This window comes from Neisseria weixii (genome assembly GCF_002327085.1).
In the GTDB taxonomy this organism is placed as follows: Bacteria; Pseudomonadota; Gammaproteobacteria; order Burkholderiales; family Neisseriaceae; genus Neisseria; species Neisseria weixii.
Genome location: NZ_CP023429.1, coordinates 2,040,832 through 2,054,712 on the forward strand (window position 1 = coordinate 2,040,832; position 13,881 = coordinate 2,054,712).

At 50.6% G+C, this 13,881-nt stretch carries 11 protein-coding genes and 3 pseudogenes; 9 read left to right on the top strand and 5 right to left on the bottom strand.

The annotated features are described in order from the left end of the window. The first annotated feature begins 387 nt into the window (after positions 1 to 387). Positions 388 to 687, top strand: coding sequence for a hypothetical protein (locus tag CGZ65_RS10370; RefSeq protein WP_157742774.1), 300 nt, complete (start codon positions 388 to 390; stop codon positions 685 to 687). A 76-nt stretch (positions 688 to 763) separates the two neighbouring features. Here CGZ65_RS10370 and CGZ65_RS10375 read toward each other — a convergent pair whose 3' ends face one another. The 3 genes and pseudogenes from CGZ65_RS10375 to CGZ65_RS10380 all read right to left on the bottom strand — a co-directional run. Continuing rightward, positions 764 to 970: a YbdD/YjiX family protein gene (locus tag CGZ65_RS10375; protein ID WP_096295755.1), complete on the bottom strand. Its 207-nt coding sequence runs from the start codon at positions 968 to 970 to the stop codon at positions 764 to 766. Then, positions 960 to 1,139, bottom strand: coding sequence for a hypothetical protein (locus CGZ65_RS15230; RefSeq protein ID WP_415906954.1), 180 nt, complete (start codon positions 1,137 to 1,139; stop codon positions 960 to 962). Before CGZ65_RS15230 ends, CGZ65_RS10375 begins: the two co-directional genes overlap by 11 nt. Positions 1,140 to 1,269: 130 nt before the next feature. Beyond that, positions 1,270 to 2,105 (bottom strand): annotated as a pseudogene (locus CGZ65_RS10380) (carbon starvation CstA family protein); the annotation flags it as partial. Positions 2,106 to 2,558: 453 nt separating this feature from the next. Here CGZ65_RS10380 and dusA point away from each other — a divergent pair. Beyond that, complete coding sequence (gene dusA / locus CGZ65_RS10385; RefSeq protein WP_096295756.1) at positions 2,559 to 3,599, top strand: tRNA dihydrouridine(20/20a) synthase DusA; 1,041 nt, start codon at positions 2,559 to 2,561, stop codon at positions 3,597 to 3,599. 73 nt (positions 3,600 to 3,672) lie between these two features. On the opposite strand, the gene CGZ65_RS10390 is transcribed toward dusA, so the two are convergent. After that, entirely contained in the window at positions 3,673 to 4,938 is a 1,266-nt protein-coding gene (locus CGZ65_RS10390) for an Nramp family divalent metal transporter (protein ID WP_096296175.1), read from the bottom strand. A 238-nt stretch (positions 4,939 to 5,176) separates the two neighbouring features. Here CGZ65_RS10390 and CGZ65_RS10395 point away from each other — a divergent pair, with 238 nt between their 5' ends. From CGZ65_RS10395 to CGZ65_RS10410, 5 genes and pseudogenes are all read left to right on the top strand, one after another. Further along, positions 5,177 to 5,359, top strand: coding sequence for a hypothetical protein (locus CGZ65_RS10395; RefSeq protein ID WP_096295757.1), 183 nt, complete (start codon positions 5,177 to 5,179; stop codon positions 5,357 to 5,359). 46 nt (positions 5,360 to 5,405) lie between these two features. Beyond that, a pseudogene (locus tag CGZ65_RS10400) lies at positions 5,406 to 6,060 on the top strand (IS1595 family transposase). A gap of 287 nt (positions 6,061 to 6,347) precedes the next feature. Beyond that, positions 6,348 to 7,892 carry a BCCT family transporter gene (locus CGZ65_RS10405; RefSeq protein WP_096295758.1) on the top strand — a complete coding sequence of 515 codons (1,545 nt, stop codon included), beginning with the start codon at positions 6,348 to 6,350 and terminating at the stop codon, positions 7,890 to 7,892. A gap of 3 nt (positions 7,893 to 7,895) precedes the next feature. After that, positions 7,896 to 8,021, top strand: coding sequence for a hypothetical protein (locus tag CGZ65_RS14780; RefSeq protein WP_269768608.1), 126 nt, complete (start codon positions 7,896 to 7,898; stop codon positions 8,019 to 8,021). A 115-nt stretch (positions 8,022 to 8,136) separates the two neighbouring features. Next, positions 8,137 to 9,815, top strand: a pseudogene (locus CGZ65_RS10410) (choline/carnitine O-acyltransferase). Positions 9,816 to 9,938: 123 nt separating this feature from the next. On the opposite strand, the gene CGZ65_RS12960 reads toward CGZ65_RS10410, so the two are convergent. Continuing rightward, positions 9,939 to 10,145 carry a hypothetical protein gene (locus CGZ65_RS12960; protein WP_157742775.1) on the bottom strand — a complete coding sequence of 69 codons (207 nt, stop codon included), beginning with the start codon at positions 10,143 to 10,145 and terminating at the stop codon, positions 9,939 to 9,941. 792 nt (positions 10,146 to 10,937) lie between these two features. Between CGZ65_RS12960 and CGZ65_RS10415 the strand changes: the two genes are divergently transcribed. Together CGZ65_RS10415 and gshA are read left to right on the top strand one after the other, a co-directional pair. Continuing rightward, positions 10,938 to 11,759, top strand: a complete 822-nt coding sequence (locus CGZ65_RS10415) for an HpcH/HpaI aldolase/citrate lyase family protein (RefSeq protein ID WP_096295759.1) — start codon at positions 10,938 to 10,940, stop codon at positions 11,757 to 11,759. 242 nt (positions 11,760 to 12,001) lie between these two features. Beyond that, positions 12,002 to 13,549, top strand: a complete 1,548-nt coding sequence (gene gshA / locus CGZ65_RS10420) for a glutamate--cysteine ligase (protein ID WP_096295760.1) — start codon at positions 12,002 to 12,004, stop codon at positions 13,547 to 13,549. The last annotated feature ends 332 nt before the right edge of the window (positions 13,550 to 13,881 follow it).

Genomic DNA, 13,881 nt, shown 5'->3' on the forward strand with positions numbered 1-13,881 from the left:
GCCTTTAGATTTGCGGTTTTCTGTTCAGCAAGGTACGTTTGAAATCTTCAGACCGTATCTATGCTTCCTGCCGATCGTCGTTTGTCTTTGGCCATTTTACCGCCCTGACGTGCCTATCCGCCGCTGCCGCGGTATTGTCCGGCTTGCGTGAAATGGATTTGCACAAATCGCTATCCGGCATGAGTTTTCTAAAAACCAATTTTTACCGCAGCGAGGCCGTCCCTTTATCCGATAACTGTTCGGGGCAGCGATTTGTATTATGTTGCGGTTACTGGTTTTTATAGTCGTTTAAAATAGAAATAAGACAAGGCGACAGCAACCGCCGTGTACACCCGGTACATCAGGGAATCGGCAACGCTGTATTATTTTTGTTTGAAACGACTATATTTGGGAAAAACATTTCTAAAACACCTGCGCCCCATGACCGTAGCCGGCGGTTTATCATTACACCGTTTGGAGCTTGGTACCGTCCCGGCCGGCAAATTGGGCAGCAGGCTGAACGCGAAACTGGCCGAGCTGTTTCATGTTTCGATTTCCGCATGTTCGGCAGTTATTGTGCAGTCGGTGGAGGAATCGGCCAAAATAACCGTACCGCTGCTGTGCGCATCGGTGCTGTTTTACCGTCCGAAACAGCCCCTTTTGCCAAAACACCGTAAGTGTCAGCCGAAAACACGGCCGGAAGATTAAGGAATCCTGTTAACCGGCAACAGATAAAGGCCGTCTGAAAAATCATTTTCAGACGGCCTTTTCAGATCAATACGATTCAGCAGCAACGTCCGCCGCTTCCGCAACGGCGTTTGCTGCAATAATCCTGAAACTGTAGCTTGGTCATCACGGGCGCATTGGGATTATGGCGGCGTTGACGAGCAACGTAGTTTTCATAATCCGGCATACCGGCCATCAGATTGGCGGTTCGGCGTGCCGTTTCCAATGCGCGACGGATGCGCCGCCACAGTGTATTATTGTTCATTTGCGACCTCGTTACGGTAAACCGCAGGAACTTCTTTGGCAGTAGGGAAACCGGTTTTGTGCGCTTTCAGGGCGGTTTTCAGGCCATAGATGCCGACGAATACTACAACCGACAGGAACAATACGGTCAAACCCGAATTGACGTAGTCGTTGAATGCGATTTGGTGCATTTGCGCCACGTCTTTGGCCGGAGCAAGGATTTCGCCGCGCGCCGCCGCATCTTTGAATTTCGCCGCATGCGCCAGGAAGCTGATTTTAGCATCGCTGCGGAACAGTTTTTCCAGGCTTGCCCATACGTAAGTCGCGCGGTGTCAGCAACAGCCAAACCGGCAATACCGCCGCCACAAAGCCTAAATCATAATCGCCCAAGTCAGTTGGACACCGTCCAAATCAAAGAAATGCGCGTATGAGCTTTGCGCCACATCTTCACCAAACACAATCGCCAGCATCAGCAGGATAAAGCCGACAATGGAAATCTCACCGATTTTCCAGGACGGATATAGCGGGAGTAAATCCCCATAAACAGCGCAATCGGTATGGTAGCGGCAATCGTAAACGTACCCCACGGGCTATGAACCAGTGCTTTCACGACAATCAGCGCAAGTACGGCCATGATGATGACCATAATCATCAGGATACCGACAGAAGCGACAATACCGGCGGTCGTACCCAGCTCCTGTTTTACAATATCGCCCAGAGATTTACCGTCGCGGCGCATGGAAACGAACAAGACCATCATATCCTGCACCGCTCCGGCGAACACCACGCCGAAGATAATCCACAGCGTACCGGGCAGATAACCCATCTGAGCCGCAAGGACGGGGCCGACCAAAGGTCCTGCGCCCGCAATTGCGGTGAAATGGTGGCCGAACAACACGCCCCCGGTGCGTCGGCACATAGTCCAAACCGTCGTTGTGGCACTCGGCCGGTGTCAGGCGGTTGGGATCAAGTTCCATCACTTTTTCAGCGATATACAGGCTGTAAAAGCGGTAGGCGATACAGTAAACGGAAATTGCGGCCGTTACCATCCACACCGCACTGACCTGTTCGCCGCGGTTGACGGCCAATGTGGTAAAGGAGGCCAAACCCACCAACACTACCAGGCCCCAAATCAGCAAGGTCTTTAAAGATTTCATAACAATTCCTTAAAAATGAACATATTATTACTACTAAACAATTGCTTCTGTAAAATCCGCATTACCATATAATTTAAGTAAAATTTTTACCCAACTAAACATTATTGTAAGTATTAGCATATCCGTAGAAATTCTGACATTGTTTACACTTCTCGTTTTTGGCCTGAAGAACCGTTTTGGGATTTTCGAGTATTGCCGAAAGACACGGTAAAACCTTAATGGTTTCTGATACTCAAAAACCTTAAAACAATCACTTGGGCAAAAAACAAAAACCGTTTGCATAATAAAGCTTGAAAGAACCGGCTTTTTCCTACGCACGACACCTTACCTAAACGGTTCATACGCCACACCAAAATGTCCCGTATTCCCCTTGCCCCGTATTGGCCTTTTTCAGACAGCCGGTTTGCCACCCTGCTATAATGCCGTCTGAAAAACCATCTAAAACACCGCATCATGACTTCAAAAAAACTGCCGCCGCGCCGCCTTTCCGTCGCACCCATGCTCGACTGGACCGACCGCCACTACCGCCACATGGCACGCCAAATCACGCAAAATACTTGGCTTTACAGTGAAATGATCAACTCCGGCGCGATTGTGTATGGCGACAAAAACCGCTTTCTCATGTTTAACGAAGGCGAGAATCCCGTTGCACTGCAACTGGGCGGCAGTGACCCTGCCGAGCTGGCCAAAGCCGCCCAAGCGGTGGAAGAATACGGCTATGACGAAGTGAATCTCAACTGCGGCTGCCCCAGCCCGCGCGTGCAAAAAGGCGCGTTCGGCGCATGCCTGATGAACGAAGTCGACTTAGTGGCCGATTGCTTAAACGCCATGCAGGATGCCGTGCAAATTCCAGTCACCATCAAACACCGCATCGGTGTCGACCGCCAAGCCGAGTACCAACCCTTGGCGGATTTTGTCGGCACCCTACGCGACAAAACCGATTGCAAAACCTTTATCGTCCACGCCCGCAACGCATGGCTGGACGGCTTATCACCGAAAGAAAACCGCGAAGTTCCGCCGCTGAAATACGACTACGTTTATCGCTTAAAACAAGAATTCCCCGAGCTGGAAATCCTGATCAACGGCGGCATTACCACCAACGGACAAATCGCCGAACATCTCCGACACGTCGATGGCGTGGTGGTCGGACGCGAGGCTTACCACAACCCGATGGTGATGCGCGAATGGGATCAACTGTTTTACGGCAGCAGCCACCTGCCCATCGAATACGCCGACCTGGTGCAACGCCTGTTTACCTACAGCCAAGTGCAAATCCAAAGCGGCCGCGGCACCATCTTGCGCCACATCGTCCGCCACAGTTTAGGCCTGATGCACGGCCTCAAAGGCGCACGTGCATGGCGGCGGATGCTATCCGACGCAACCCTGCTCAAAGATAACGACGGCACGCTGATTCTCGACGCATGGAAAGAAGTGGAACGGGCAAACCGTTTCGGGGGCGGCCTTTGGGCACATTCACTCCAGAGGCCCGTCTGAAAGTTCATATTCCCGAATCAAAACAAAAGGCCGTCTGAAATATTTCAGACGGCCTTTGTATCATTCAATCAACTTAAGCTAAGAATCCACCCAAATTGAGCAGGAACAACACGGCAAAACCCACCAAGTAAATCAAACCGGCAACCGCCAAGGCTTCCATGCCTTTGGAGAGTTTGTGTTTTTTGTCGGCTTTGACCAGGCGGTAGTTCAACCATGCGAACACGGGCGCGGCCAAGAAAGCGGAAATCATGGCGAATTTCAGCAATTCCGCCATCGCGCTGTTGAACCACAAAATCAGCGCCAATCCGGTGCCGGCGACCCACAGATACCAGCCGAACAATTCGCCTTTGCGCACGCTTTCTTTGTGGCGGATCAGGCGCACCGATTCGGACATGGCGCGCGCGTAACCGTCAATCACGGTGATGGTAGTGCCGTACATACAGGCAAACGCAATGAACGCCACCAGCGGATGCGCCCATTCGCCGATGGTCACGGCATACATATTGATCAACTGGCCGATGTATTTGCCGCCGGCCATTTGCACGGCTTCTCCGTTGCCGTATTGCACATACGCACCCAACACCAGAAACACCACCGCCAGCGCCGCACTGGTATAGAAGCCGACGTTGAAGTCGAAAATGCCGTCGCGGTAGCTGGAAGGTTCGATTTTTTGTTTTTCCGTTACCCATAACGAGTTAATCGCGGAAATCTCAATCGGCGCCGGCATCCAGCCCATCAAGGCGATGATGAAACCCAAACCTGCGAGCGTCCACGGAGTCGGCTCAATAAAGTCAGGCTGCATCTGCATGCCGCGCGACATGGCAATACCGGCCGCAATGACGGTGGCCACCGCTAAGCTGGCGACAATCGCTTTGGATACGCGGTCAAGCGCACGGTATTGGCCGCTCACCAAAATCAGCAGGCAGGAAAGCATAATCAAGGCAGCAATCACGCCCGTTTCCAAACCGAGGTTCGGCAAAGCCATTTTGATAATTGCCGCCGTCACCACTGCTACCGCTCCGGTGCTGATGGTTGCGGAAACGAAACACAGCAGCGCAAATACCCATAAATAAAAGCGGCTTTTCTCGGCATAGCCCTGCACCAAGCTCTTGCCTGTGTCCATGGTGTAGTGTGCGCTGAAACGGAAAAACGGATATTTCAGCAAGTTGGTCAAGATGATGATTAAGGCCAACTGCCAGCCATACAACGCCCCGGCCTGTGTGGACGCAATCAAATGCGAACCGCCGATGGCTGCCGAAGCCATCATGATACCCGGCCCCAACGCGCTCATGCGGCTTTGCCAGGTTGATGTCGAAGTGTGTGTTTGATTTTGTGCCATTTTGTTACCCGTCTTTTTCATACGGCCTGTTTAAAATTACGAAAAATTGGATTTTATCGTAAATTTAAACTTCGATTTTTGATTTATTGGTATTTAATGCCAAATAAAAATCAGAAACTTTTAAGCAAATTGTAAAGTTTCATGAATATTCGCAAACTATGCCAAAAAGCTGTCGCAAAACAGCCTAGTATCGCTTTTATCATTTATCCAAAGCGCAAAAGCAGAAAGGCCGTCTGAAATGTGTTTTATCCAATCAAACACATTTCAGACGGCCTTTAAAATCATTCCTTACCAGCGAAAAGACTGCGTTACCCCGCCGGCCGCACCATTATTGGACGCACCAAAAAAGCCGCCGGTGCGCGGTTGGCTGCACGCGGACAGTACAAAAGCCAACGCGATTACGGTCATCATTTTTTCATAAGAATCTTGGGGCTGACGTAGATTGGCAGTCATGATAGGCTGCTAAAATGAAGATAACCCATTGCAAATCAAGAAAATCCATACAGAAAAAGCTGCTTGAATTTTCCGTACCGGAAGTGAGTGCCCGTTCTGCTGCGGATATTTTCAGGTATTCAGCCCAATTCAGCCATGCTGTTTTACCGCAAAATCCGCCAATTCATCGGGCATCATCCGGCACTGTATGCAGACGAAGTGTTTGACGGTGCAGCAGAATTGGACGAAAGCTGCTTCGGCGGTCGGCGCAAAGGTAAGCGCGGTAGTGGGGCAGTAGGAAAAATGGCTGTTTCCGGCATCCTGAAACGGCAGGGCAAGGTGTTTGCTTTGGTGGCGGATAATACCGAACAGGAAACTTTACTGACTGTTATTAAACGGAAAATTATGCCTGACAGCATTGTTTATACCGATTTTTGCAAAAACTGTGATGTACCGGATGTAAGCAGATTTGCCCACCTCCGCATCAATCATTCCAAGCTGTTTGCAGACCGCCAGAACCATATTAACGGTATAGAAAACTTTTGGAATCAGGCAAAGCACACCCTTCGCAAATACAACGGAATCGACAGGAAATCATTCCCGCTGTTCTTGAAAGAATGTGGGGTTGGGTTTAACTTCGGCACTCCAGGCGGGCAGCTGAAAACCCTGCGGAAATGGTGTGGTATTTAGGGCTGATCTACGTCAGCCCCAATATTTTTATTGGAAATTTTCATTTTAGTCCACTGTGAATATGGTTTCAGGCTGCCCATTTTCTGGCAATACCTTCACTGCTTTGAAATGATACTGATATTTTCAGACGGCCTGAACTATCATGTTTACATAAAATAGAGTATAATAACCTTAACTTTACAAATAGCCGTCTGAACCTTTCAGATTGGCTTTGCTGCACCAAAAAATATAAAAATACACGCATCTTACTTGTTCCGTAAATATCTGCCATTCTGAAAAGGCCGTGTATGTCTGCATCTCAAGAAAAGTCACCTTCTTCCTGCAAACGCCCGAATTATTTTTTGTGGACGTCGCTTTTAGTCGGTTTGCTTGCCGTTACCGCCGTTGTTAATCCCACTCTGCTCACAGGCACGATTTCCGATATCAGTCAGTTTTTCTATCTGAAATTCGACTGGTTGATTATGTGGCTGCCGCTGCTGGCTTTTACCGTGGGGCTTTCGGTAGCACTCTCGCCACGCTTCGGCAATATCCGCTTGGGCGGGAAAGACGCCAAACCCGGATATTCCTTTCTTTCTTGGATGAATATGCTGTTTACTGCAGGCATAGGTGTAGGTATTGTGTTTTTTGGACCGATTGAAGCACTCTGGCATTATTTCCACTCACCCGCCGGTATTCAGGCCGAAGGGCTGGCGGAATATCAAAAGGTGGAAAACGCGATGAGCCTGGCTTTGCACGTTTGGGGTATTCCCGCTTGGTCGCTTTATATGATTGCCGGCTTGGTGATGGCTTATTTTACCTATCAGCACAAAACCGAATGCACGCCCGCCGCGCCGCTGCAATATGCGTTCAAACACAAAAAATGGGCGAAACCTTTGGGAATCATTGTAACCGGAATGGCAATTTTGTCGATTGCGATGTCGGTATCTTCTTCGATCGCGATGGCGTCGGTACAGATTGCTTCGGGTTTGAAAATCATCACAGGCTTCGCTTTTGACGCCATCGGCTGGAAAGCGGCTATACTTACCGCACTGGCATTGCTCTATACCGCAGGTGCGGTGCTGCCGATTGATAAAGGAATGAAATTTCTCGGCGACTGGACCGTTTACCTTTCCGTTGTTTTGTTGTTGTTTGTGTTTGCCGTCGGCCCCACGCATTATTTTTTGAGTACAGTCACTGTTGCCATAGGCAACATCATTACCAAAACCATTCATCATTCGTTTGAGCTTTATATGTTCCGCAACCGCGATTGGGTGGTGTGGTATCCGATGGCTTATTGGGTTTGGTGGGTAACGTGGGCTCCGTTTGTAGGCGTGTTTTTGGCCAAAATTTCCAAAGGGCGCACGCTGCGCGAATTTGTATTTGCTTCAGTAATGATACCGGCCGGCTTTATCGTGATTTGGTTTTCGGTATTCTCCGGCTTCAGTCTGCTCGATACTGTTGAAGGAAGTGGCCGCTTGGCCGAAATCGCCAATAAAGGCGACTATGAAGGCACATTCTATTATCTGCTTAATATGCTGCCGTTATCGGGTTTTACCAAACCCGTTACCATTGCGCTTTTCTTGGGTTTTATTGTAACTACTGTTACCAGTGCGGCCATTTCGCTGGGCATTATGACCAGTAATGACGGGCGCAGTGAAAACAAATTCCGTGCGGTAGTGTGGTCTGTGTTCATGACCCTAATCAGCTACGCCGTGATTTTCTCTGGCAAAATGGAAGGTATTAAGGCCGTCGGTTCTTTTTCGGGCTTTCCTTTTGTGTTTGTGATGTATCTCTGGTTTGCCGCACTCTGGCGCCAGCTCAACAGCGACGTACCCCGTACGTGCAAGGAATGAGCCGTGAAAAAAGATATTTTCTATTGGAACCAAAACCTGTACGACAATATTGTCGAAACCGTGATGCTGTTTTTGGCCTTATTGTTTTTATGCTATGTCGTCAAGCTCGCTTTTTTCGATAAAGACTGATTTTCAGACGGTCTCCTGCCTGAAAAACTGTTTACCGTTTGCATTGCGGTAATACTTCCAGTATGCAGACGGACGGCGGACAAGTTCTGAACCGACATCCGATAAAGGAAACCCCATGCAACCGATATCCCGTCTTCCCATACCCGATTTGGACGAAACCTGCGAGCGCTACCTAAAGCAGGTCCGTCCCTTGCTTACCGATGAGGAATATGCCGGAACCGAAGCCGCTGCGCGCCATTTCCAATCCGCCCGCGGCAAAGGCCGCGCCATGCAGGATGCGCTGATTCGGTTTGACAAACAAGCAGAACAAAGCTGGCTGATTGATGCCTGGCTGCAATCCTATCTTGACATCCGCACACCGCTGCCGCTGGCCAGCAATGTCGGTTTCGGTATCCAAAAACAGGGGAAAAGCCTGGCACAATGGGCAGCTGCTTTGGCCGCAGTATGTGCCGATTACCACCACGGACGCATTCCTCCTGCAGAAACACCGCAAGGCGTCCCAGTGTGCATGAATCAATGGGCGATTTTACAAGGTGCCTGCCGCATCCCCGGCAAAAGAAGCGACAGTTTCCACTTCGCTCCCAAAGGCAGCCGCCATATCGGTATTTTGCACAACGGTTTTTATTACCGCATCGCCGTACTGGATGAGCAATACGAAGCCTACCATCCCGATACGTTCAGACAGGCTTTCGAGCAAATTTTGGCCGACACCGCCCAAAACCCTTTCCCGGTTGCCACACCCTGCTATCTCGGCGGCAACAAAACCGCCCGTGTTTGCGCCGATCTGCAAAAGCAAGCCGACAATGCCCGTCTGCTCGAACACATCAAACAAGACTTGTTCCACATCAGCATCAGCAACGACGCACTGAACGCCGATGACGATTTGACTGAAACAACCTTTCAAACCCAGCAGCGCGTTTGGTGCTACAAACCAACCACTTATTGCTACAACACCGCAACCGGACGCCTGTTCCTTCATTGCGAACACACATGGGCCGACGGTGGCGCACTCAAAGGCATTCTTACCCGTGCCACCGGCAAACTTGATACGCCTACAGGTGTAAAAGTGCTGCCCGCCGTAAAACGCTGCGAATGGCAGCTTCCCCGACCCTGCAAAAAAACTGGGACAAATGGCAGTACCAATACACCGAAAAAGCCGCCAAAATGCGCGTCAGCAGTACGCTTATCCCTTTTAACGGCCTAAGCGTGCCCCAAGGAGTGAGCCATGATGCACTGTCGCAATTTTTGTTCCAATACGCCCAACTTTCCACCTACGGCCGCATCCGCAATACCTACGAAGCCGTCGATGCAAGCCACTTTCAAAGCGGCCGCACCGAATGCATACGTCCGGTTTCGCAGGAATCACTGGCCTTCATCGACACCCTGCTAATAGGAAAACCCGACCGTCAAATGCTGAAAGCTGCACTTGACGAGCACAAAGCCCGCATCAAAACCGCCAAATCAGGCCATGGAGCCAACCGCCACCTGCTCGGCTTACAATTAATGTCGCCTCAAGTTTCCGCCTGTCTGCCCGCATTCTTCAAAAACGCAGGTTATCGCGCCTTTACTACCGATTTCCTTTCCACTTCCACCGTCGGCGATGATACCGTTGTGGTCAACTTCGCCTTTGCTCCCACCACTCCAGGCGGACTGGGTATCAACTACACGCTTACACAGGCCGGCTGGCTGGTAACAATCAGCTATCATGCCGATCAAGAGCAGGAAGTGCGTGCGTTTTCAGCGGCACTTAACCGGGGAGGCAGACAGCTGCTTGAGTTTTTAAACGCAGAATAAGCACTTCACGACAGACAAAGGCCGTCTGAAAATTATGAACTGCCCTCCAATCTTTGGACAAATTGAGAATCTTTCCAAACAACCTTTCCAAGCCGGGTTCTGTAGGTAACAGGATTCGGCTTTTTAAATGCAAATCAGCGCCTCACGCACACCTGCCGGATAACCGCCTATCAGCAAGGCGGTATCGCCACACTTCAACACCCGCAGGCAAATTCCATGAAGGCCAAACGTAAAAAAACATTTACCGCCGACGAAACCGACCATGAAAAAATGCAGCAGAAACGATTGAAAAGCAACGTTATATGAGAGCGGAGAACGCTGCCAAAACACGGAAGCCTTCAATGAAAAGGAAGGGGAATGCCGCCAAACCTGCGAAACCGTTCAAACGTTGAGCAGGACACCCGCTGAAATATCTGCCGCACATTACCGATATTTCCAAAAGCAGTTACCATTACTGCATCGGCAAACCCGATCCCGATGCGGCATCCCAAACGGCAGTTAAGTGGGGCCTATCTCCGGCACAAAGGCTGCCACATTGTCGCCGCATTGTCGCGGAACAAAAATAAAGTGTAGGGAATCATACGTTTATTGGGCTTAAAAGCCAAAGCACTCAACAAAAAAGCCCGCCGCCCGTAAGCAATAGGGGATGCTTCGGCAAACCTTCTCAACCGTGAGTTTACTGTCAAGAAACAGGGAGATAAATGGCTGGCCGATGTGACCGGTTTCAAATGCACTGACAGCAAACCGTATTTATCGCCGATACCGGATGTGTCCTACCGAGATTGCTGCTTATTCTTTAGAGCAAAGAGCGAACGGTAGGATGGCGGCCCAAATAGTGGATAAAGTATTTGGCCGTCTGAAAGGTAGAAACTTCAATGCTGCATTTTGACCGATGTGCTTCCGGCAGAAGATGCTTTGACTTTGCGGTAAGCTTAACGTCAACAGCCCCTAGTTGAAATTTAAAAAGGCTGAATACTGTTACCTACAGAACCCGGCTTGAAAAGGCTGTTTGTGAAGAATTCTCAACTTGTCCAAAGATTAGGGGAGGCAATTTTCAGACGGCATGTCCCCGAAAAATCCGCTACAATCGTCCAACCCAAAACCTAAAAATAAGGAGAAAGCATGCTGCACCGACCGGTTCCGAAAATTTTCCTGTTCGTTCCCGCCACGCGTCCCGAGCGCATCGCCAAAGCCTTTGACTGCGGTGCGGACGAAGTCATCGTCGATTGGGAAGATACGGTTGAGCCCGAACGTAAGGCCGCAGCGCGTGCGGATACGGAGGATTATTGCGGCCGCGCCGATACACCCGAAGTGTGGGTACGGATTAACGGCACACACGGCCCGTTTCATACCGATGATGTGGCGGCGGCAAAGAGTATCAGAAAAATCAAAGGATTGGTGCTTCCCAAAACCGTTCGGGCCGATGAAATTTCTTCGCTGCATCATGCCACCGGCAAACCGGTTATCGCTGACATTGAATCAGCGCAAGGCATGGCCGGCATCGGGCAATTGGCACGTTCAGACGGCCTGTTTGCGATGACCTACGGCTGCTTGGATTTGTCCAATGATTTGGGCGTGAGCTATGGCACCGCTGCTGCGCAAACCATATTCGACCGTCTGCGCACCGATATGCTGCTGCACAGCCGCATCAACCATCTGCACCCGCCCATCGAAACCACCTTCCCGGATTTCAACGACCACGAAGCCAACCGCCGCCATGCCGAATACTGGCGTGATATGGGTTTCGGCGGGGTTTTGTGCATCCACCCGAAACAAGTCGTAGCCGTAAAAGAAGCGTTGAGGCCGTCTGAAAACTTGTTGGCTTTTGCAGCCAAAGTCGTTGCCGAAGCAGAACACAGCGGCCAAGCCGTTTTCCAAGTAGACGGACAAATGATTGATGCGCCGGTTATCGAACGGGCAAAATGGATTTTGCAGCAAAACTGACATTCAGACGGCCTGAAATATTGCCTCATGCCGTCTGAAATCACTTCTGCTTATCATCTTACCGGCTGATCCGCATAGCTTGTGAATTGCCGTTTGGCCGTCTGAATATCCGCCGTTCATTCACACATAAGCATATTCCGCCGCTGCCGTTCCGTGCTAAAATCGCCCTGTTTGATGGCAGCAGACGGCCATCCCGATAGGCACTTTTCGCAGAAGCCCACACTTTCTGCCAAGGAAAATACATGAACATCGAGACCCTTCCACTGTCCGGCGGCAACATCGGCATCGAGCGCGAGAGCCTTCGCACCACCGCCGACGGCCACCTTGCCGGGACACGCCACCCAGAAGCCTTGGGCAATGTCTATACCCATCCGAACATCACCATCGATTATGGCGAAGCATTATTGGAACTGGTCACCGATCCGCATCAATTCCCGAAAGCAGTGTATCAACAGCTTTTGGAATTACACCAATTCAGCGCGCAAAACATCGGCGAAGAAAGCATGTGGGCAGCCAGCATGCCTTGCCGTCTGCCCGACAATCCCGAACACATCGAAATCGGCTACTTCGGCCAAAGCAACGGCGCAAAATTGAAACGCCTTTACCGCATTGGCCTGTCTTACCGCTATGGCCGCACCATGCAGATGATTGCCGGCGTGCATTTCAACTATTCGCCGCCGGAAAGCCTGTGGGCAGCCTTAGTCGGGCAAGAAGGCGCGGAACCGACCGACACTTGGCGCAATGAGCGTTACATGGGCATGATTCGCAATATCCAGCGCTACGGCTGGCTGATTTGCCACCTGTTCGGCACTTCTCCTGCCTGCGACCAAAGCTTCCAACCGGCGCAAAATGTGCTCGACCGTCTGCACGAGCAAAGCTTTACCTGGAAAAACGCCACCACCCTGCGCATGAGCCAGCTCGGCTATCAAAATAAAGTCGATTTCAGCGTCAGCTTCAATCATTTGAACGAATACATCCGCGATTTGGGTGCGGCAGTGCTGACACCGGCGCCGGTGTACGAATACTTGGGCTTGCGCGGCCCTGCCGGACTGTACCGCCAAATCAGCACCAATATTCTGCAAATCGCCAACGAATATTATAGTGGCGCACGTCCGAAACAGGTGATAAAGAAAGGCGAATTGCCCATCAGCGCCTTGAGCGCTCGCGGCATCGCCTATGTCGAATTGCGTTTGCTCGACAATAATCCGTATGATCCCGCCGGCATCAGCTTGGAACAAATCCATTTCTTGGAAAGCTTCATGCTGTGGTGTTTGCTGAAAGATTCGCCTGCATTTACCAATACGGATTACAATGAAGCCAACCACAACCGCCTGCGCACCGCCTGTTCAGGCTTGAGCGAAGGATTCAGACTGTTTAAAAACGGCCGCAGCATTTCTGCGCAAGATTGGGCAAACGAAATCCTGCATGAAATCCTGCCGATTGCCGAGCGCCTTGACCAAGGTTCAGGCAACAACGGGTACCGCGAAGCCGTACAAAGCCAAATCCGCGCCAACCGCGGCGAATCCCTGCGCCTGCCGCAACGTGTGCAAGCCGAAATGGCCGAACAAGAGTTTCTGCCATGGGCAATGGGCTTGACCGCGCAACATCTGGAAACTTTAAAGCAGCCGCTGCCTCAAGATGTACAAGCCAAGCTGGAAGCGCAAAGCCGGCAATCGTTGCAGGAATTTGCCGAAATCGAAGCCAAAGCCGCCGATGAAATCCCGTTTGACGATTATTTGGCCAACTATTTCAATCCGCTGCACGAATGTTTGGCGAAATTAACGGTTTAAACCGTGATAAAAAAGCCATGCCGTCTGAAACTTTCAGACGGCATGGCTTTTTCTGGCCTAGATCCGATGAAACTCAGCAGAATAAGACAAACTGAGGCCTTTGCCAAACCTCATGCACCACCAATAAAAACCCAAGCGACCGTCATTCCCGTGCAGACGGGAATCCATCTTAAAATTTAAGAAACTTATTTTATTCAATAGTTTGTCATGCTCAAAAATAGATTCCCGCCTGCGCGGGAATGACGTCGGTTCTCTGTGCTGTAGCTTTTCAGAGAGTTTTGCAAAGGCCTCATGCTGACTTTTAAAAGAGTTTTGCAAAGATTTAGGCCGTC